Origin of the sequence: Amycolatopsis sp. 2-15 (assembly GCF_030285625.1) — a bacterium.
Lineage (GTDB): Bacteria > Actinomycetota > Actinomycetes > Mycobacteriales > Pseudonocardiaceae > Amycolatopsis > Amycolatopsis carbonis.
On record NZ_CP127294.1, the window covers coordinates 9,344,983 to 9,365,000 of the forward strand.

Below are 20,018 nucleotides of genomic sequence, written 5' to 3' on the forward strand. Positions count from 1 at the left end.
CGTTCGGTTTCCGGAGGCCCCTGCCGCTCGTTTCGGCAGGGGCCTCCGGCGTTCGTGTGGGACGCTCGCGCCATGGATGCCGACGCCTATCTCGAAGCCGCGGTCCGCGACGTGCTCACCGGGGACGAGCCGGCCCTCGACCGGCGCGTCGGGCAGGCCGCGCTGGTGCTCGCCACGGCGGGGGCGGGGACGGCCGCGGATCGGCTCGTCGCGCACTGGCGCGTGGTGACGGAGCGGCCCGTGACGCAGCTCGCCGACGACGCCGTGCGGGCGCGCGCGTGGGCGATGTTGTTCGAGGCACGCGGCGGCCGTCCACAGTGGGCGGACGAGCTCGTCCCGCTCGATCTCGACGCGGAAGAGCGGGCGCACCAAGCGTTCCTGACGCGGAAAGTGTCCGATCTGGACGGTGTGCTCGACGACTCACCCGTCGCGGAGGTCGTGTCCGCGCTGGCGCCCGGGCTGCCAGATCGCGTCCGCATCGCGCTGGCCGACGGCGACCTCGAACAGTGGGCGAAGCTCATCGAAAACCACCCGGTCCCGGACGTCGCCGCCCTGGCTGCGACGCGCGCCCTGGCCCCGCGGCTGGTCGCCGGCGCCGATCCGCTGGAGCTCGGCCCGGACTGGCCCGACCAGTGCGCCGGCGCGCTGATCGCCGCGTTGCGTGAGCGCTACCCGACGCGTCCGGGCAGCTGGCCGGAGCTCGTCGCGGCGATCCTGCGTGAACGCGGCCAGACCGCGCCGCCGCCGGCGTCCGAAGCGGACCTGCGAGAAGCCGAACGCCGGCTCGGCACCACCCTGCCCGCCGACTACCGCGAGTTCCTCCGCACGGCGAACGGCCTGCCCGACGACGTCACCTTCCCGCGCCTGCTGCCCGCGCAGGAACTACGCGCCGACAACGGTGTCGTCATCGTCTCCGACCCCGCGCTCGTGCTGCTGACCGCCACCGGTCACGCCGTGGAGGTCGACCTCGCGTTCGGCAGCACCGCGCACCCGTCGTTCCGCGCGCTGCTGGAGCACCACCTCGGACTTCTGGAGGCGAGCGCGTAACCGCAAGCCGCTAGACCTGACCGCGCTTCTTCCGCTCCGTGTACTCGCGCATGCGCTTGGGGTAACCGACCCGCGACACCTCGTACACCGGAATCGACCGCTTCTCGCCGAAGTGCAGCGCCGCCTGGAGGCTGCCGATGCGCCGGCGGGTCCACTCGCCGTCGTGGGCGATAAGGACCACAGTGGCTTCCGTCACGGTGGTGCGGGGCTCGACGTACGCCTCGACGCCACGCCTCGACGCGGCCCATTCCTCCAGGTGACGGGTGTCTTCGGAGGTGGCCTTGCGCATCGTTCCCGGACGTCTGCCGCCTCGGCCGCGCCGACGCAGCGAGTCGAAGATCCCCACTCCGACCACCTCTCTTCCTGCAGTAGTACGAACTCCATTATTCCCACGATCAGGTGTGGTCGGTGTCGCACGGCCGGGTTGGTCGGCCGGATCGGCGTAGTGACAAGATGGCTGGTGTCGCGCGCGCGGTTATACCGGGGCTGCGCGACGACCGAGCTTCACCCCTACACCGCTGCCGAGGAGTTATTGAAGTGAGCGACACCTCCGCCGACCTTGTGATCCTGGGAGGCGGATCGGGCGGCTACGCCGCGGCTTTCCGCGCGGCCGAGCTGGGCCTTTCCGTCACGCTGATCGAGAAGGACAAGCTGGGCGGGACCTGCCTGCACCGTGGGTGCATCCCGACCAAGGCCCTGCTGCACGCAGCCGAAGTCGCCGACGAGACTCGCGAGGCCGAATCGGTCGGGGTCAAGGCCGTGTTCGAAGGCATCGACATCGCCGGGGTCAACAAGTACAAGGACGGCATTGTCTCCCGCCTGTACAAGGGCCTGCAGGGCCTGGCCAAGGCGCACAAGGTGAACCTGGTCGAGGGCACCGGCACGTTCGTCGGCGGCACGACCGTCGAGGTCGACGGCACGCGCTACACGGGCAAGAACGTCATCCTCGCCACCGGTTCGTACTCGCGGACCCTGCCCAGCCTGGAGCTCGGCGGCCGGATCATCGCCAGCGAGCAGGCGCTCGCGCTGGACTGGGTGCCGAAGAAGGTCGTGGTGCTCGGCGGCGGTGTGATCGGCGTGGAGTTCGCGAGCGTCTGGGCCTCCTTCGGCGTCGACGTCACCGTGGTCGAGGCCCTGCCGCGCCTGGTGCCCGCCGAGGACGAGTTCGCGTCCAAGCAGCTCGAGCGTGCGTTCCGCCGTCGCAAGATCGCCTTCAAGACGGGTGTGCGGTTCACCGGCGCGAAGCAGGACGACAACGGCGTGAGCGTGTCGCTGGAGTCCGGCGAGACCATCGAGGCCGACCTGCTACTGGTAGCCGTCGGCCGCGGCCCGAACTCCGCGGGCCACGGCTACGAGGAGGCCGGCGTCAAGATCGACCGCGGCTTCGTCCTCACCGACGACCGCCTGCGCACGAACCTGCCGAACGTCTACGCCGTCGGCGACATCGTGCCGGGCCTGCAGCTGGCCCACCGCGGCTTCCAGCAGGGCATCTTCGTCGCCGAGGAGATCGCCGGGCTCGCCCCGCGCGTGATCGACGAGAAGGGCATCCCGCGCGTCACCTACTCGCACCCCGAGGTCGCCTCGGTCGGGCTCACCGAGTCGCAGGCCAAGGAGAAGTACGGCAACGACGTCACCACCTACACCTACGATCTCGGCGGCAACGGCAAGAGCCAGATCCTCAAGACCTCCGGTGGCGTGAAGCTGGTCAAGGCTCCCGACGGCCCGGTCGTCGGCGTGCACATGGTGGGCGACCGCGTCGGCGAGCTGATCGGCGAAGCGCAGCTGGTCTACAACTGGGAGGCGTTCCCGGAGGACGTCGCCCCCCTCATCCACGCGCACCCCACCCAGACCGAGGCCCTCGGTGAAGCGTTCCTTGCCCTCGCGGGCAAGCCGCTGCACGTGCACAGCTGACGTCTCACCAGCACAATCCAAACCTACGTCTTACAGATCAAGGGAGTCAGCGAACGATGGCCTACTCCGTCACGTTGCCGGAGCTCGGTGAGAGCGTCACTGAAGGCACCGTCACCCGGTGGTTGAAGCAGGAAGGCGACACCGTCGCGGTCGACGAGCCGTTGCTCGAGATCTCCACCGACAAGGTCGACACCGAGGTCCCGTCCCCCGTGGCCGGCACCCTGGTGAAGATCAGCGCCGGTGAGGACGAGACCGTCGAGGTCGGCGGCGAGCTCGCGGTGATCGACGACGGCACCGGTGGCGTCCCCGCCGCTGCCGAGCCGGCCGCCGAGCCCGCGCAGGAATCCGCTCCGGAGCCGCAGGCGGCGCCCGAGCCCGAGCCAGAGCCGGCGCCCGCCGCGCAGGCTCCGCAGGCCGAGGCCCCGTCGCGTCCGGACACGGCTCCGGCGTCGGGTGGCCAGGGCACCGAGGTGAAGCTGCCCGAGCTGGGCGAGAGCGTCACCGAGGGCACCGTGACCCGCTGGCTGAAGCAGGTCGGCGACTCGGTCGAGCTCGACGAGCCGCTGCTCGAGATCTCCACGGACAAGGTCGACACCGAGGTGCCGTCGCCGGTCGCCGGCACGGTGCTCGAGATCCGCGCCGGTGAGGACGAGACCGTCGAGGTCGGCGGGGTTCTCGCGGTGATCGGTGACGCGGGTGCGGCTCCGGCCGCCGCCCCGGCGCCGTCCGCTCCGGCCCCGGCTGCCCCGGCTCCGGCCCCGGTTCAGGAGAGCAAGCCGGCTCCTGCCCCGGCGCCCGCCGCTCCCGCGCCCGCTCCGGCTGCTCCGGCTCCGGCTGCGGCCGCCGCTGCCCCGGCCGCCAAGGCCGAGGACAACGGTTCGGCCGACGGCCCGTACGTCACGCCGCTGGTGCGCAAGCTCGCGTCCGAGCACGACATCGACCTGTCGACGCTGACCGGCAGCGGTGTCGGCGGCCGCATCCGCAAGCAGGACGTGCTCGCGGCGGCCGAGGCCAAGCAGAAGGCGGCCGCCCCGGCGCCCGCGGCTGCCGCCCCGGCCCCGGCCGCGCAGGCCCCTGCTCCGGCCGCGGCTGCCCCGTCGGCTCCGGCCGCCGTCTCGCCGGACATCGCCGCCCTGCGCGGTACGGTGCAGAAGGCCAGCCGGATCCGGCAGATCACGGCCACCAAGACCCGCGAGTCGCTGCAGATTTCCGCGCAGCTCACGCAGGTGCACGAGGTGGACGTGACGAAGATCGCCAAGCTGCGCCAGCGCGCGAAGGCGGCCTTCCGCGAGCGCGAGGGCGTGAACCTCACGTTCCTGCCGTTCTTCGCGAAGGCCACCGTCGAGGCGCTCAAGCAGCACCCGAACGTCAACGCGTCCTACAACGAGGACACGAAGGAGATCACCTACCACGGCGCCGTGCACCTGGGCATCGCGGTGGACACCGACCGCGGCCTGCTGTCGGTCGTGATCCACGACGCGGGTGAGCTGAGCCTGGCCGGTCTCGCGCACCGCATCGCCGACCTGGCGGCGCGGGCGCGGGCCAACCACATCAAGCCGGACGAGCTGACCGGTGGCACCTTCACCGTCACGAACATCGGCAGCAACGGCGCGCTGTTCGACACGCCGATCATCGTGCAGCCGCAGTCCGGCATGCTCGGTACCGGCGCCGTCGTGAAGCGCCCGGTCGTCGTCTCCGACGCCGAGGGCAACGACACGATCGCCGTCCGCTCGATGGTGTTCCTGCCGCTGACCTACGACCACCGCCTGGTCGACGGCGCCGATGCCGGCCGCTTCCTCACGACGATCAAGCAGCGTCTGGAAGAGGGCAAGTTCGAGGACGAGCTCGGCCTCTGACGCGGTAGCCGGTCTGTCGAAGGCCCCGCACTCCCCAGGGGGTGCGGGGCCTTCGCCATTTCCAGAATAATTGAAATTCCGGAATTACGGAATCTCGGAGTATGGTAGCCCCACGCTGACCCGACGCAGACTCCTGACCAGCGCGGCGGCCACGGGAGCCGCCGCCGTTCTCCTGCCCGGCATCGCACGCGCCGCGACCCCGCCGGATCTCGCGACCACCGCCGGCTGGTTGCGGTGGCTCGCCGAGCATCGTGCGACGGTCTCGGCCGTGTTCGACGACGGCGCCGGCCATCGCCTCGTGCACCAGCCGGTGACGCCGAGGCCGTTGGCGTCGGCGATCAAGGTCGCGCACGCCGCGGCCTACGCGCGGGCCGTCGCCCAGCGGCGGCTGGACCCGGACGAGCCGATCCGCGTCGGCGACTGGGACGCGCGCTACCCCTACCTCGGCGACGGCGGCTCCCACCTGCAGTCCTACTCGCTGCTCGGCATCCCCCACGACGCGTACGGCATGGCGACGAACCCCGACCAGACCGTGCCCCTGCACCGGATGGCCGAGCTGATGATCGAGGTCAGCGACGGCGCCGCGGCCGACTACCTGCGGGCGCGTCTCGGCGACGCCGCGCTGCGGGCCGAAGCCGCCCGCGCCGGCTGGTTCGACCCGGACGTGCGGATGTTCGGCGGCGAGACGCTCCTGTTGCTGTTCCCCGAGTTCTGCCCACCGCCCGGCGCTCCGGCAAGAATCCGCCGCGCGGCCGGGGACCGGCTGTCCGACCGCTTCGCGCACGACCCGGCCTTCCGCGCGCAAGTGCTCCCCCGCGCCACCACACAACCGCCCACTTTGGACAGACAGCTCGCCTGGGCCGCTGCCAGCGGACGCGGCACGGCGCGGCAGCTGGCCGCCATGCACCACGAAATCGCCACCGCGCAAGGGAAAGCCGCCGGTCTGACGCGGCAGATCCTCGGCGCCCAGTACGCGGGCCACCAGCCACCGGGCACGACCGCGATGCTGTTCAAGGGCGGCAGCTACCCGGGAATCGTCACGCTCGGCATCGACCTGCTGTGGCCGGACCGCCGCCCCGGCACGGCCGTGCTCCTGCTCTCCGACATCTCGCCGGCGGACACCGAGCACGTCGTCGTGTTGCTGGGACTGTGCACCGGCGCGCTCACCACGCCCGCCACGTTCGCGGATCTGGCGGGGGCACTGGGACACTGAGTACATGACCGAAGACCTCGCCGAACGCGTGGCGGCCCTCGAACGCCGGGTCGCCGCGCTCGAGGGCCGGCCCGCCGAGTCCACTCAGGACAGCCAGGACGGCCAGGACGGCCCCGGCGGGGTCGTCGGCTACCAGGGCGAGCTGACGAACCTGGGCTGGCAGATCCGCCTCCCCGCACCCGCCGTGCTCGCCCTGCCGGACGGCCCGCGCGCCGAAGTCCTGGCCGCACTGTCCAGCCCGGACCGCATCGCGCTCGTGCGCGTGCTCGCCCGAGACGGCGCGCAGACGGGCGCCGCGCTGCAAGAAGCCGCGCAGCTGGGCTCGCCCGGGCGGCTCTACCACCACCTCAAGACGCTCACGGCCGCCGGACTCGTGGAGCAGGACGGACGGGGCACCTACCGGCTGCGCCCGACCGCCGTGATTCCCGCACTGGTGCTGCTGACCGCCGCGGCGGACATCGCCGGGCAGCTGCGCCCGGGCGTGCGATCGTCGGACGGATAGGACACGATCTCAGGCATGCGGGTACTCATCGCGGGGTCCGGCGGGCTCATCGGCACGGCACTGGCGGCGCGGCTGCGCTCGGCCGGCCACGACGTGCGCCGCCTCGTGCGGCGTGGCGCGCAGGCGGCCGACGAACACGGCTGGGACCCGCCGTCGGCGCGGATCGACGAGGGCGCGTTCGACGGCATCGACGCAGTCGTGAACCTCTGCGGCGCGCCGCTGCTGCCAGGCCGCTGGAGCGCGATGCGCAAGCAGGTGCTGCTCGACAGCCGCGTCGAGCCCACGGAGGTGCTCGCCGAAGCCGTGGCCGAACACGGCGTGAAGGTGCTCGTGAACGCCTCCGCCGTCGGCTTCTACGGCAACACCGGTTCCCACGTGGTCGACGAAACCGCGGGCGCCGGCACGGGTTTCCTGGCGGAGCTCTGCACGGCCTGGGAAGGCGCGACCGCAGCCGCGAAAACGGCCGGCACCCGCGTGGTACTCGTCCGCACCGGCCTCGTGCTCGCACGCAAGGGCGGCCTGCTCGACGTGCTGCGGCCGCTCTTCGGCTTCGCCCTCGGCGGCCGCCTCGGCGACGGCCGCCAGTTCATGCCGTGGATCTCGCTCGACGACGAGGTCGGCGCCCTCGTCCACGCGCTCGAACACGAGACGCTGTCCGGCCCCGTCAACCTCGCCGGCCCCGCGCCCGTCACCAACGCCGAATTCACGAAAGCCCTCGGTCACGCCCTGCACCGGCCCGCACCCTGGTGGGTGCCGGGGATCGCGCTGAAGCTCGCGCTCGGGCAGGCCGGCGAGGAAATGGCGTTGTACGGCCAGCGCGCCGTCCCCCGGCGGCTGGAACACACAGGCTACGAGTTCCGCCACCGCACTCTGGAGAGCGCGCTGGCCGCCGCGACATGACCGTGCCGCGTGTCCGCTGGGTCGTGACGGGCGTGGTGCTGTGCGCCGCTTTCGTCGCACTGGGCCTGCTCGTCGACCGGCAGCCGCTGCAGCTCGACACGGAGGTCGCGAACGCGTTGCGCGGCCAGGACACGCGCCCGGCCGGGTTGGTCGCGGGCGTCGTCACGAACGTCCTCGGTCCCGTGCTGCCCTGGGTTCTCGGAGTGGCACTGCTCGCGCTGGCGTTGCGGGACCGTTCGAACCTGTCGTTGTGCGTTCGGCTGGCCGTGGTGCTGGTGCTGTGCCGGCTGACGAGCCTGGCGTTCAAACCCGTGTTCCTGCGCCAGCGGCCACGCGAGTACCCCGACCTGAGCTACCCCAGCGGCCACGTCGTCGCGGTGGCCTCGACCGGGCTGGTCGTGGTGCTGGTGTGCGGCTGGTTCGCGCCGCGGTTCGGCCGCTGGGCGGCAGGCATCGCGGTGGGCGCGACCGTGGTGGCGGCAGCCTGCCGGATCGTGCTGGGTGTGCATTGGGTCACGGACACCATCGGTGCCGTGCTCGCGGTCCTGGGAGTGGGGCTGGTGTCGGCGACGGCACTGCGGCTCCTGCCCTTTCGCGGGCCCGACGGGCGTAGCCTCGACGAGTGAGTTCTTCGACCGATTCCTGCCGTGCCGCCACCGAACCCGTCGTAGTCCGGGAGCTCGGCACGATCGACTACACCGAGGCCTGGGACCTGCAGCGGGAGATCCTCACCGCGCGCGCCGACAAGACCGGCCCGGACACCCTGCTGCTGCTCGAGCACCCGTCGGTCTACACCGCGGGCAAGCGCACGGAGCCCGAGGACCGGCCGGCCGACGGCACGCCGGTGATCGACGTGGACCGCGGCGGCAAGATCACGTGGCACGGGCCCGGGCAGCTCGTCGGCTACCCGATCCTGGAGCTCGCGGATCCCATCGACGTCATGCACTACGTGCGCCGCCTCGAGGAGGCGCTGATCGTGGTGTGCGAGCAGCTCGGCGTGCGCACCGGCCGCGTCGAGGGCCGCAGCGGCGTGTGGATCCCGGCCGACGACCGCGGCATCGAGCGCAAGATCGCCGCCATCGGCATCCGCGTGCAGCGCGGCGTGACCATGCACGGCTTCGAGCTCAACTGCAACGCCGACCTCGGCGCGTTCGACACGATCGTGCCGTGCGGCATCCGCGACGCCGGCGTCACTTCGCTGTCCTACGAACTGGAGCGCGACGTCACCGTGGCCGAGGTGCTGCCCATGGCGCGCGACGCCGTGCTGGCCGCGCTCGAGGGCGAGCTGGTCGTGCGTGACGACCGCTGGCTGCCGCGCCCGGAAGCGCCTTCGGCGCCGGGCGTCACCTTCGCCCTGCAGAACTGAGAACTCGCCGTCGGCGGCGCCGGTTCGTACCGGCGCCGCCGACGGCGGGTGATTCACAGCTGCGGAGCCACGTCCGAGGCGATGAGCTCGAGGTGGTCCAGGTCCTGCAGGTCGAGCACCTGCAGGTAGAGCCGGGTGATGCCCGTCTTCTCCCGCCACTGCCCGATGCGGTCGACGACCTCCGCCGCCGTGCCGGCCAGACCCGACTCACGCAGCTCGCCGAGGTCGCGGCCGATGGCCCCGGCCCGGCGCGCCACCTCGGCGTCGTCGCGGCCGATCGCGACGGTGAGCGCCACCGAACGCAGGATCTCCTTCGGGTCGCGGCCCACGGCCTCGGCCGCGGCGGCGACGCGCTCGAACTGCGCCAGCGCGGCTTCCGGGCTCGCGAACGGCAGGTTGAACTCGTCGGCGAAGCGCGCGGCCAGCTCGGGCGTGCGCTTCTTGCCGCCACCGCCGATGATCACGGGCGGCGCGGGCGACTGCGCGGGCTTCGGCAGCGCGGGTGAGTCGACGACGGTGTAGTGCTCACCGGAGAACGAGAACGTCTCATCCACCGGCGTCTTCCACAGGCCGGTGATGATCTCCAGCTGCTCCGCGTAGCGGTCGAAGCGCTCCTTCAGCGGCGGCAGCGTGAGCGCGTAGGCGGTGTGCTCGGTGTCGAACCAGCCCGCGCCGAGGCCGAACTCCACACGCCCGCCCGACATCTGGTCGACCTGCGCCACGGAGATCGCGAGCGGGCCGGGGTGGCGGAACGTCGCCGCGGTGACGAGCGTGCCGAGGCGGATCCGCTTCGTCTCGCGGGCGAGCCCGGCCAGGGTGATCCACGCGTCGGTGGGCCCGGGCAGGCCGTCGCCGTCGCCCATCTTCAGGTAGTGGTCGCTGCGGAAGAACGCGTCGAAGCCGGCGGCCTCGGTCGCCTGGGCGACGCGCAGGAGGTCGTCGTACGTGGCGCCCTGCTGGGGCTCCGTGAAGATCCTCAAGTCCATGGCGCCAGCCTAGCCACGGCGCAGTTCACGACGCCGCTCAGCTCGCGGCCGGTCGCTCCCCCGCCTCGCCCGGCTGACGAAGGCGCAGCAGCATCCGCACGATCACGTCCTCGATCTGCTCACCGACCTTCTTCGGGTCGGCCGCGCTCGCGATCTCCGTGGCCGCGCTGGACAGCGCGCCGAACAGGAGCCGGGCCGTGATGTCGACCGGCACGGGCTCGACCTCGCCGGCGTCCACGAGCGACTGCAGACCCGCGCGGAGGAGCCCGAAGCTGCACTGCTCTTCGGCCTCGCGCCAGCGTTCCCAGCCCATCACCACCGGCGCCTCGTGGATCGCGATGCGCTGGTAGGCCGGGTCGAGGCAGCTCTTGATGAACGCGTTGAGCGCGCCCATCGCCCGTTCCCACGGCGTGCCGGGGCCGGTCATGATCTTCTCCAGCCGGTCGTAGACCAGGCTTTCCACGGAGTCGAACGCGGCTTCGAACAGGGCCTGCTTGCCGCTGAAGTGGTGGTACAGCGCGCCCTTCGTCACGCGGGCGCGTTTGGCCACCTCGTCGAGCGAGGTACCCGCGTAACCGCGTTTCGTGAACAGCTCGACGGCGCTGTCGACCAGGGCGGATCGTGTGGACTCCGAGTAGTCGAGTCGTCTGGACCTCATTGTCGGCACCCTCACAACCTTACGCCGGACGGCGATCTCCATACCCATGGTATGTTCACCGCGTCAGGTCCGTACCGGGAGTATGCCGCAAACCCGCGGTACGACCCGGGCCACGGAGGGGGAGCCCACACCATGAGCTGGACTGACTTCTACCGACGCCGGGAAATCCTCGAGGCGGCCGTGCGCCACGCGCAGCGCACCCCGGGTGAGCCGCTCGCACTCGCCGAGATCCCCGGCGCCACCGACGTTTTCGGCGGTGAAGAGAACCTGCTGCTGGCGCTGCAGTACAAGTGGACGCAGGTGCTCGGGGGGCACCTGCGCGCCGAGCTGGCCGACCCGGAGGACGCCGCGGCCGACGGCGTCGGCGACCAGGTCGACACCGTTTCCCGCGCGTGGCGGCGCGCGCGGTCCGAGCACGAGACGCTGCGCGCGGTGCTCGACAGCGCGCTGACCCGGCACCCGTCTCTGGCGAACCTGCACGAGGGCGAGCTGCGGATGCTGGCGCTCACGGCGGGGCTGGCCGCGCCCGGTGAGCCGACGGAAGAGATCACCCGCGTCGGCTACGCCTTCGATTCACTGGTGCGGGCGGGCCACCACCGTCCGGCGGCCCCGGCGCGGCGCCGGAGCCCGATGGGGCACCTGATGCGCCTGCTCGCCCCCAGCGCGTGACCACGTAGTTACAGGCGTGTAGTTAGGTGAGCCCCATGAACCCACGCTGGACCGAGGCCGAGCTGGCCGACCAGACCGGCCGGGCCGTCCTGATCACCGGCGCCAACTCGGGCCTCGGTCTACGCACGGCGGAAGTTCTCGCCGGCCGCGGCGCACGGGTGCTGCTCGCGTGCCGCTCGGCCGAGCGCGGTGCCGCCGCGCTCGACCGCGTGCGCGCCGTGGCCTCCGGTGCCTCGCCCGAGCTCGTGCCGCTGGATCTGGCCGACCTCGCGTCAGTGCACAAGGCGGCGACGTCGGTGCGCGAGCTGACCGGCGACGCGCTCGACGTGCTCGTGAACAACGCCGGCGTCATGGGCACCCCCAAGAGCCGGACGGCCGACGGCTTCGAGCTGCAATTCGGCACCAACTACCTCGGGCCGGCCGCGCTCACGTGGCTGCTCATGCCCGCACTGCGCGGCGGCACGGCGGCGCGCGTGGTCACGCTCTCGAGCATGGCGGCCACCGGCGCGCGCATCCGGCTGGCGGACCCGAACTTCGAGCACGGCCGGTTCAACACGGGCGCCGCCTACGGGCAGTCGAAGCTCGCCGACCAGATCTTCGGGCTGGAGCTCGACCGGCGGCTCCGCGCGGCGGGTTCGCCGGTGATCAGCGTGCTCGCCCACCCCGGCTACACCGAAACCGGTTTGCAGACCGGGATGGCGAAGTCCTACGACAACCCTGTCGTGCGCACCTTGATGCTCGGCACCATGCACCTCGGCAACCTGGTGCTGGCTCAGGACCTCACGCACGGGGCGCTGCCGCAGCTCTACGCGGCCACCCAGCCCGGCGTCGAGGGCGGCGACTACTACGGCCCGGACCGCCTCTTCGGCTCCCGTGGGCACCCCACGAAGGTGCGCCCGCTCGCCGCCGCCCGCGACCTCGCGACGGCGACCGCATTGTGGGACTTGACGGCCCGCTTGACGAACGTCACGCCGGACCCTCAGTAGGCGATTCGCCCGGTACCACGGGCGTAGTGTGGTCGACGTGACTGCTGCGCCTGAAGGGCGGAAGTTGCTGCGGCTCGAGGTCCGCAACAGCGAGACGCCGATCGAGAAGAAGCCGTCGTGGATCAGGACGAAGGTGCGGATGGGGCCGGAGTTCACCGAGCTGAAGGGCTTGGTGCGCCGGGAGGGCCTGCACACTGTCTGTGAGGAGGCGGGCTGTCCCAACATCTACGAGTGCTGGGAAGACCGCGAGGCGACGTTCCTGATCGGCGGGGACCAGTGCACGCGTCGCTGTGATTTCTGCCAGATCGACACCGGGAAGCCGGCCGCGCTGGACCGCACGGAGCCGCGGAAGGTCGCGGAGTCCGTGCAGGCCATGGGTTTGCGGTACTCGACCGTCACGGGCGTCGCGCGGGATGACCTGGCGGACGGTGGGGCTTGGCTGTACGCGGAGACCGTGCGGCAGATCCACGAGCTGAACCCGGGTACGGGTGTCGAGCTGCTGATCCCGGACTTCAACGCGGATCCGGCGCAGCTGGCCGAGGTGTTCGGGTCGCGGCCGGAGGTGCTGGCGCACAACGTGGAGACGGTGCCGCGGATCTTCAAGCGGATTCGTCCCGGTTTCCGCTACGCGCGTTCGCTGGAGGTCATCACGAAGGCCCGCGAAGCCGGTCTGGTGACGAAGTCGAACCTGATCCTCGGCATGGGCGAGACGCCCGACGAGGTCGAGCCCGCGATGCGCGACCTGGTCGAGGCGGGCTGCGAGATCCTGACGATCACGCAGTACCTGCGGCCGTCGCCCCGGCACCACCCTGTGGACCGCTGGGTGAAGCCGGAAGAGTTCGTGGAGCACTCCCAGGCGGCCGAGGCTCTCGGATTCGCCGGTGTGATGGCAGGTCCGCTGGTGCGCTCCTCGTATCGCGCCGGACGGCTTTACGCGCAGACCAAGGCCCACCGTGGCGAGGAACTGCCGGAGAACCTGGCGCACCTGGCCGAGCAGGGTCCGGCCGCGCAGGAAGCCAGCTCGCTCCTCGCGCGCTGACCGACGTTTCGCTCCGAAGGGCCCGCTCACCTCGAGCGGGCCCTTCGTCGTTCCCGGCCCCTACGGGCCACCCCTGGGAAGTCCCCCAGGTCAGGCCGAACGCCGTGACGGATCCCAAAGAATCCGTAAAGTGACCTTGTGGCTTTGGTAACGGATCTCCTGAACTGGCTGCAAGGACTCCCGGAACCGGGCCTTGTCGCCGCGGCCGGCGGGCTCGTGTTCGCCGAGTGCACCATCGGCCTGGGGTTCCTCGTCCCCGGCGAGTCGGCGCTGCTCGTCGCGGCCACGACGGCGACCACGACCCCGCGCTTTCTCACGCTGTGGGCCGTGGTCACGGTGTGCGCGGCGCTCGGCGACTCCGTCGGCTACGCGCTCGGCCACCGGTTCGGACCACGGCTGCGCGAGACGAAGCTGATCCGCAAGTACGGCCTCGACGCGTGGGACAAGGCCGCCGGCGTGCTGGAGCGGCGCGGCGCGTGGGCGGTGTTCTTCGCGCGGTTCCTGCCGGTCTTGCGGACGTTGACGCCGGCTGCCGCGGGCGCATCACGGCTGCCGTTCCGGAAGTTCCTGCCCGCGACGGCCGCGGGGGCGCTGTGCTGGTCGCTCGTGCACATCAGCCTCGGCGCGGCGCTCGGGGAGGCGGCCAAGAACGTGGAGGGCGCGCTCAGCACGGGCTTTCTCGTGGCGGCGGCCGTGGTCCTCGGGGTGCTGGTGTTCTTCCTGGTTCGCCTGAAAAAGCGCAAGGCCCTGGCGTCCGAGAAGACTGAGGAACCCGTGCGCGTCGCGGAATGAGCCGTTGCGGCATCACACGTCCGTGACGCCGCCGTGAGCGCTCACGGTTACTACATTCGGCGGTATGACCCCACTCGATCTCCCCGGGCCGGTGGCATTCGTGCTCGGCGGCGGAGGGAGCCTGGGCGCGCTGCAGGTCGGGATGCTGCGCGCGCTGGACGAAGCCGGTGTGACGCCCGACCTCGTGGTCGGGACGTCGGTGGGTTCGCTCAACGCGGCCGTGCTGGCGCTGCCCGGCGCCGACCGGCTCGGGCGCCTGCACGACATCTGGAAGCACATGACGAAACACGAAGCTTTTCCCGGCGGCGTGTTCAGCCAGGTGCGGACGCTTCGCCACAGCAAGACGAACCTGTTCCCCAACACGGGTCTCACGAAGATCATCGACGACCACCTCGGCCCCGGCCGGCGCTTCGAGGACCTGGCGCTCCCCCTCGGCGTGGTGACCACGGACGTCGACACCGCCGAGCCGGTGCTGTTCCGCACGGGGCCGCTGCGCGAGCCGCTGCTGGCCAGCTGCGCGATCCCGGGGATCTACCCACCAGTGGACCACGACGGCCGGCTGCTCTACGACGGCGGCCTGGTGGCCAACGTGCCGATGCGCCAGGCGCTCGCGATGGGCGCTCGATCGCTTGTGGTGCTGGACTGCGCGTTCCCGGGCAAGATGCCCGGTGCGCCACACACGTTCGCCGAGGTGATGATGTTCACCGCCTTGATCAGCATGCGCAACCAGGCGGCGCTGGAGGCTCCCGCGGCGGCGCGGCGCGCGCCCGTGGTCTACCTGCCCGGGCCGGCACCCGTGCGGGTCAGTCCACTGGACTTCACGCGGACCGACCACCTCGCCGAGGAGGCTTACCAGTCTGCCCGCGACTACCTGAAGGAACTGGTCGTCGACGGCCCCGGTCTGTACGGCGCGCCGGGGCTCGTCACCGCGTGATCCACGCCACTGCAATGCACCTATCCGCTGCGTGAGGCGTCTTCCTGATCGCGTAGTTTTGGAATGGAAGAAGCCTGCCGGCCCGCGATACCCCGCAAAAGAGACAAAATGTTCCCGAAGAAGACTTTCCTTTCGGTTGCCGGAATTCTCGCGGCAACCCTGCTGGTTTCGGCCTGCTCCTCCGGTGGGGACACCACCGGGGGCAGCGCGGCGCCCGTCACCCCGGGTGGCACAAGCCAGGCTGCCACGGCGGCGACGGTGTCGATCGACCCGGCGAACGCCTCCGGGATCAGCCCGACCACCCCGATCGTCGTCAAAGCCGCCAACGGCAAGCTGACCGACGTGACGGTGACCAACTCCAAGGGGAAGTCGGTCGCCGGCAAGCTCGCGACGGACGGCTCGAGCTGGACCACCACCGAGGTGCTCGGCTACGGCGGCACCTACAAGGTTGTCGCACACGCCCAGGGCGCCGACGGCAAGCAGGTGGAGAAGGACGGTGACGTCACCACGGTGTCGCCGAAGAAGCAGGCGAACGCGAACCTGATCCCGGCGCCGTCGGCCGTGAAGTCGACCGGTGTCGGCGTGGGGCAGCCGATCGTGTTCAGCTTCGGCGTCGCGGTGAAGAACAAGGCCGCCGTGGAGAAGGCGCTGTCGGTGCAGTCGTCGCCGAAGCAGGACGGCAGCTGGTACTGGATGGACGACAAGAACGTCCACTACCGGCCCAAGGAGTACTGGCAGCCGAACACCACGCTGACCGTCACGGCGAAGATCTACGGCGTCGACTTCGGCAACGGCGTGTTCGGCGCCGAGGACCGCACCGAGACCTACAAGGTGCACGACTCCTGGATCGCCAAGGCGGACGGCAACACCGAGCAGATGCAGATCTTCCACAACGGCTCCATGGTGAAGACCATGCCGATCTCCATGGGCAAGGACGCCACGCCGACCCACCTGGGTCCGCACGTGATCTCGTTCAAGCAGGCCAACTACACGATGGACTCCTGCACCTACGGCGTCTGCCCGCCCGACCCGAAGGCTTACCGCTCCGACGAGAAGTTCTCCGAACGCATCTCGAACGACGGCGAGTTCGTCCACGAGAACCCGAACAGCGTCGGCCAGCAGGGCAGCTCCAACGTGTCCCACGGCTGCATCAACCTCAACGCCGCCAACGCCGAATGGTTCTTCCAGAACTTCGGCCTCGGCGACGTCGTCGAGGTCACCAACTCGGGCGGCCCGCAGCTCCCGGTCTGGGACCTGTACGGCGACTGGTCCAAGTCCTGGACGGACTGGCAGAAGGGCTCGGCTCTCTGAGCCTTCGCCTCCCTCCTGAGGAGTGGGGCTCGCGGGTGACGGACTGGCGGAAGGCGCCGGAGCGGTTTGCTCCGGCGCCTTTCTCATGTCTGGGGTCTGGGGTTGCCGTGTGGGCTTTGTGCCGAACTTTGTGCCGGGGATTCTGCGCCGGGATTTTGTTTTGCGAAGGCCGGTGAGGGGATCCCGTTTTCGGTCCGGACGGCCGGCTGGGTCGGCTTGCCTGCGGCGACCAAACGCGCGGTACCAATCTGGTGCCAACGACCGAGTGCTGTTTTCTGCTCACCTCGGCGACCGTGCGCGCGGGCGCGCGCGGTCGGACGATGGTCCGGATCGCCGGCCGGGTCCGCTTCCCCGCGGCGAGAAAGCACGCGGAATCGATCGGGTACCCACGACTCAGGTGCGGCTTCCGCTCAATTCGCCTCCGTCCACGTCGGGCCAGACGCAGCCAGACGCTGGCTCGGTTGGCTGGCTGGGCCGGCTTGCCCGCCGCCACGAAGCGCGCGGCACCAATCCGGCGCCGACGACCAGGGCTGCTCCCCGCTCGTCTCGGGCCCGCGCGCGGGCCGAACCGCGTGCGGATGGCCGGCTTCTCCGCGGCGACCAAGTGCGCGGCACCTCCGCGGTCTGGTGCCGGCGACCGAGTGCTGCTTCCGCCGAGTGCTGCTTCCGCGCGGCTCGGCAACCGGGCGCGAGGTCGGGCGCCGTCAGACGGTGGTTCGGATCGCCGGCTGGGTCGACTTGCCCGCGGCGACCAAGTGCGCGGCGCCGATCCGGCGCCGGCGAGCGGATGCTGTTTCCGCGCAGCTCGGGGGCCGGGTGCGGTCAGAGGGTGCCGAGGACGGCGATCAGTTCCACGACGTTGTAGGCAGTCGGGAAGTCCGGTGCCGTGTAGAGGAGGGTGCAGCCGTCCCGGCGGTCCATGCCGGGTACGAGCAGGGCGTGTTCCGTCAGGTGGGGACGGTGGACCTGGACCTCGAGCTCGACCGGGCCTTCGATGCTGCGCGGGCGTACGGAGGCGCGGGCGGCCAGGGCGCGCGGGACCGCGGCCTCGATCCGGCGGCAGGCCTCCTCGGGGTGGATCATCGCGGCGGCGCGGGCGCCGAGCGCGCGCTTCACCACCACGGTGTGGATGCCCGGGGCCGCGCCGGCGGCCTCCGCGGCGACGGTGTCGTCGCCGCTCACCAGTGCCGGCGGCACGCCGTGGTGGGCCGCCAAGGCGGTGTTGAGGCCCAGTTCGCCAAGGGAGACCCCGTTGCAGCGCACGTCGGCGATCACGCGGCCGGCGATCGTGTGCGCGAGGACCGAGCGGGGTGTGCCGGCTTTGCCGTGGTAGCCGATGTACAGCACGGCGTCGAGGTCGGGCGAAAGGCCGGCCATCATGCCCCACGGGCGGGGCGTGCCGCGCAGCAGTTCCCCTCGCTGGTCCAGCAGCTCGGGCACCAGGTTGCGAAACTGTGCGTGCGCGTCGGCGACCAGCACCTGCGCGTCCGGGTCGGCGGCGTAAACGCCGCGCACGGCAGCGTTGGCCTCTTCGGTCAGCAAGCCGCGGTTGCGTTCGTACTCACGGTGGCCGGGCTGGATGTCATCGCTGTGGACCACCCCGGCGATGCCTTCCATGTCGACCGAGACGAGCACCCGCATCCTGAACCACCCCTTCGCCCCGAACGCCACGCACGGCCCACCTGGATGGTTCCGGACGCATGCCGGCTTCTCAAGCGATAAAGGTGCTGAAATAGGGTTAGGCCCCGGGAGAACCGCTTGCGCGTTCTCAACCGGGGCCTAACCCTTACTTTTAGTTCGGCGGCGTCCTACTCTCCCACAACCCTTCGGTTGCAGTACCATCGGCGCTACCAGGCTTAGCTTCCGGGTTCGGAATGGGACCGGGCGTTTCCCTGGCGCTATAACCACCGAAACACTACGAAACACGCGTGGTGTTTCAGAACCGTAGAGTGGATGCGTAACATCTTTGTAGGCAAGTCCTCGGCCTATTAGTACCAGTCAACTCAACAACACATTACTGTGCTTCCATCTCTGGCCTATCAACCCAATCGTCTCTTGGGGGCCTTAACCCACATGGGGTGGGATACCTCATCTTGGAACAGGCTTCCCGCTTAGATGCCTTCAGCGGTTATCCCTTCCGAACGTGGCCAACCAGCCATGCCCCTGGCGGGACAACTGGCACACCAGAGGTTCGTCCGTCCCGGTCCTCTCGTACTAGGGACAGCCTTCCTCAGGTATCCTACGCGCGCGGCGGATAGGGACCGAACTGTCTCACGACGTTCTAAACCCAGCTCGCGTGCCGCTTTAATGGGCGAACAGCCCAACCCTTGGGACCTACTCCGGCCCCAGGATGCGACGAGCCGACATCGAGGTGCCAAACCATGCCGTCGATATGGACTCTTGGGCAAGATCAGCCTGTTATCCCCGGGGTACCTTTTATCCGTTGAGCGACACCCCTTCCACCAGGTGGTGCCGGATCACTAGTCCCGACTTTCGTCCCTGCTCGACATGTCTGTCTCACAGTCAAGCTCCCTTGTGCACTTGCACTCAACACCTGATTGCCAACCAGGCTGAGGGAACCTTTGGGCGCCTCCGTTACTCTTTAGGAGGCAACCGCCCCAGTTAAACTACCCATCAGGCACTGTCCCTGAACCAGATCATGGCCCGAGGTTCAGATTCCCAATTCGACCAGAGTGGTATTTCAACAATGACTCCACAGTAACTAGCGTCACCGCTTCACGGTCTCCCACCTATCCTACACAAGCCGAACCGAAAACCAATACCAAACTATAGTAAAGGTCCCGGGGTCTTTCCGTCCTGCCGCGCGTAACGAGCATCTTTACTCGTAGTGCAATTTCGCCGGGCCTGTGGTTGAGACAGCCGGAAAGTCGTTACGCCATTCGTGCAGGTCGGAACTTACCCGACAAGGAATTTCGCTACCTTAGGATGGTTATAGTTACCACCGCCGTTTACTGGCGCTTAAATTCTCAGCTTCACCCCCGAAGGGATTAACCGGTCCTCTTAACGTTCCAGCACCGGGCAGGCGTCAGTCCATATACATCGTCTTGCGACTTCGCATGGACCTGTGTTTTTAGTAAACAGTCGCTTTCCGCTGGTCTCTGCGGCCACCACTCCCTAGCCTGTAAAAGGCCTCAAGAGCACTGGCCCCCCTTCTCCCGAAGTTACGGGGGCATTTTGCCGAGTTCCTTAACCACAGTTCACCCGATCGCCTTGGTATTCTCTACCTGACCACCTGTGTTGGTTTGGGGTACGGGCCGTGCATGCACTCACTAGAGGCTTTTCTCGGCAGCATAGGATCACCCTCTTCGCCTCAAACGGCTACGCATCACGTCTCAGCCTATAGCCATGCGGATTTACCTACATGACGGCCTACACGCTTACACCAGGACAACCATCGCCTGGCGGAGCTACCTTCCTGCGTCACCCCATCGCTTGACTACTACAGAATCAGATCCCACGCTCCACAACACAGCTCCATCCGAAGACTTCACCATGCGCTTTGGGTGGTTAGTATCAACTGCCTCATCATGGGCGCACATGCTCGGGTACGGGAATATCAACCCGTTGTCCATCGACTACGCCTGTCGGCCTCGCCTTAGGTCCCGACTTACCCTGGGCGGATTAGCCTGGCCCAGGAACCCTTGGTCATCCGGCGGCAGAGTTTCTCACTCTGCATTCGCTACTCATGCCTGCATTCTCACTCCCACACCCTCCACCACTGGTTTCCACCGTGGCTTCCCTGGATGCAGGACGCTCCCCTACCCATCAACACGACTACACACGCTCCTCAAGGGAACACGCGGATCTATTGTGTCAATGACACAGCT

General features: G+C 69.6%; 18 protein-coding genes and 2 rRNA genes (1 of these 20 running past the window's edge). 14 read left to right on the forward strand and 6 right to left on the reverse strand.

From position 1 onward, the window contains the following. Positions 1-72: 72 nt before the first annotated feature. Positions 73-1,047, forward strand: coding sequence for an SMI1/KNR4 family protein (locus QRX50_RS46090; RefSeq protein ID WP_285969347.1), 975 nt, complete (start codon positions 73-75; stop codon positions 1,045-1,047). Positions 1,048-1,057: 10 nt separating this feature from the next. Here QRX50_RS46090 and QRX50_RS46095 read toward each other — a convergent pair whose 3' ends face one another. Then, positions 1,058-1,402 carry an oxidoreductase gene (locus QRX50_RS46095; protein WP_220237928.1) on the reverse strand — a complete coding sequence of 115 codons (345 nt, stop codon included), beginning with the start codon at positions 1,400-1,402 and terminating at the stop codon, positions 1,058-1,060. Between the two features lie 182 nt (positions 1,403-1,584). Between QRX50_RS46095 and lpdA the strand changes: the two genes are divergently transcribed. The 7 genes from lpdA (at position 1,585) to lipB (ending at position 8,795) form a co-directional block, all read left to right on the forward strand. Further along, positions 1,585-2,958, forward strand: coding sequence for a dihydrolipoyl dehydrogenase (gene lpdA, locus QRX50_RS46100; RefSeq protein ID WP_285969348.1), 1,374 nt, complete (start codon positions 1,585-1,587; stop codon positions 2,956-2,958). A 56-nt stretch (positions 2,959-3,014) separates the two neighbouring features. Further along, a complete protein-coding gene (gene sucB, locus QRX50_RS46105; RefSeq protein WP_285969349.1) occupies positions 3,015-4,814 on the forward strand; it encodes a 2-oxoglutarate dehydrogenase, E2 component, dihydrolipoamide succinyltransferase in 1,800 nt (599 codons plus the stop codon). A 268-nt stretch (positions 4,815-5,082) separates the two neighbouring features. Then, the gene (locus tag QRX50_RS46110) at positions 5,083-6,027 is read left to right on the forward strand and encodes a serine hydrolase (RefSeq protein ID WP_285969350.1); all 945 of its coding nucleotides are present in this window, start codon (positions 5,083-5,085) and stop codon (positions 6,025-6,027) included. A 4-nt stretch (positions 6,028-6,031) separates the two neighbouring features. Continuing rightward, positions 6,032-6,529, forward strand: a complete 498-nt coding sequence (locus QRX50_RS46115) for an ArsR/SmtB family transcription factor (RefSeq protein ID WP_285969351.1) — start codon at positions 6,032-6,034, stop codon at positions 6,527-6,529. A 15-nt stretch (positions 6,530-6,544) separates the two neighbouring features. After that, positions 6,545-7,429, forward strand: a complete 885-nt coding sequence (locus QRX50_RS46120) for a TIGR01777 family oxidoreductase (RefSeq protein WP_285969352.1) — start codon at positions 6,545-6,547, stop codon at positions 7,427-7,429. Further along, positions 7,426-8,055, forward strand: coding sequence for a phosphatase PAP2 family protein (locus QRX50_RS46125; protein WP_285969353.1), 630 nt, complete (start codon positions 7,426-7,428; stop codon positions 8,053-8,055). The genes QRX50_RS46120 and QRX50_RS46125 overlap by 4 nt, the downstream gene beginning before the upstream one ends. After that, a complete protein-coding gene (gene lipB / locus QRX50_RS46130; protein WP_285969354.1) occupies positions 8,052-8,795 on the forward strand; it encodes a lipoyl(octanoyl) transferase LipB in 744 nt (247 codons plus the stop codon). The genes QRX50_RS46125 and lipB overlap by 4 nt, the downstream gene beginning before the upstream one ends. A gap of 53 nt (positions 8,796-8,848) precedes the next feature. Here the strand turns inward: lipB and QRX50_RS46135 are convergent, their stop codons facing one another. Both QRX50_RS46135 and QRX50_RS46140 read right to left on the reverse strand, forming a co-directional pair. After that, positions 8,849-9,781, reverse strand: coding sequence for an LLM class F420-dependent oxidoreductase (locus QRX50_RS46135; protein WP_285969355.1), 933 nt, complete (start codon positions 9,779-9,781; stop codon positions 8,849-8,851). A 37-nt stretch (positions 9,782-9,818) separates the two neighbouring features. Then, on the reverse strand, positions 9,819-10,439 hold the full coding sequence (locus tag QRX50_RS46140; RefSeq protein WP_285969356.1) for a TetR/AcrR family transcriptional regulator: 621 nt from the start codon (positions 10,437-10,439) through the stop codon (positions 9,819-9,821). A gap of 132 nt (positions 10,440-10,571) precedes the next feature. Between QRX50_RS46140 and QRX50_RS46145 the strand changes: the two genes are divergently transcribed. The 6 genes from QRX50_RS46145 (at position 10,572) to QRX50_RS46170 (ending at position 16,170) form a co-directional block, all read left to right on the forward strand. Then, positions 10,572-11,108: a hypothetical protein gene (locus tag QRX50_RS46145; RefSeq protein ID WP_285969357.1), complete on the forward strand. Its 537-nt coding sequence runs from the start codon at positions 10,572-10,574 to the stop codon at positions 11,106-11,108. 35 nt (positions 11,109-11,143) lie between these two features. Next, entirely contained in the window at positions 11,144-12,094 is a 951-nt protein-coding gene (locus QRX50_RS46150) for an oxidoreductase (protein WP_285969358.1), read from the forward strand. Positions 12,095-12,131: 37 nt separating this feature from the next. Continuing rightward, positions 12,132-13,133 (forward strand): lipoyl synthase, encoded by a 1,002-nt coding sequence (gene lipA / locus QRX50_RS46155; protein WP_285969359.1) that lies wholly within the window; start codon positions 12,132-12,134, stop codon positions 13,131-13,133. Between the two features lie 138 nt (positions 13,134-13,271). Then, on the forward strand, positions 13,272-13,925 hold the full coding sequence (locus tag QRX50_RS46160) for a DedA family protein (protein WP_285969360.1): 654 nt from the start codon (positions 13,272-13,274) through the stop codon (positions 13,923-13,925). 64 nt (positions 13,926-13,989) lie between these two features. Next, the gene (locus tag QRX50_RS46165; RefSeq protein ID WP_285969361.1) at positions 13,990-14,859 is read left to right on the forward strand and encodes a patatin-like phospholipase family protein; all 870 of its coding nucleotides are present in this window, start codon (positions 13,990-13,992) and stop codon (positions 14,857-14,859) included. A 108-nt stretch (positions 14,860-14,967) separates the two neighbouring features. After that, positions 14,968-16,170 carry a L,D-transpeptidase gene (locus QRX50_RS46170; RefSeq protein WP_285969362.1) on the forward strand — a complete coding sequence of 401 codons (1,203 nt, stop codon included), beginning with the start codon at positions 14,968-14,970 and terminating at the stop codon, positions 16,168-16,170. Positions 16,171-16,992: 822 nt separating this feature from the next. Here QRX50_RS46170 and QRX50_RS46175 read toward each other — a convergent pair. The 3 genes from QRX50_RS46175 to QRX50_RS46185 all read right to left on the reverse strand — a co-directional run. Next, a complete protein-coding gene (locus tag QRX50_RS46175; RefSeq protein ID WP_285969363.1) occupies positions 16,993-17,811 on the reverse strand; it encodes a M55 family metallopeptidase in 819 nt (272 codons plus the stop codon). Between the two features lie 154 nt (positions 17,812-17,965). Next, positions 17,966-18,082 (reverse strand): 5S ribosomal RNA (gene rrf / locus QRX50_RS46180). A 56-nt stretch (positions 18,083-18,138) separates the two neighbouring features. Beyond that, positions 18,139-20,018: ribosomal RNA gene (locus QRX50_RS46185) — 23S ribosomal RNA — on the reverse strand (it continues 1,238 nt past the right edge of the window).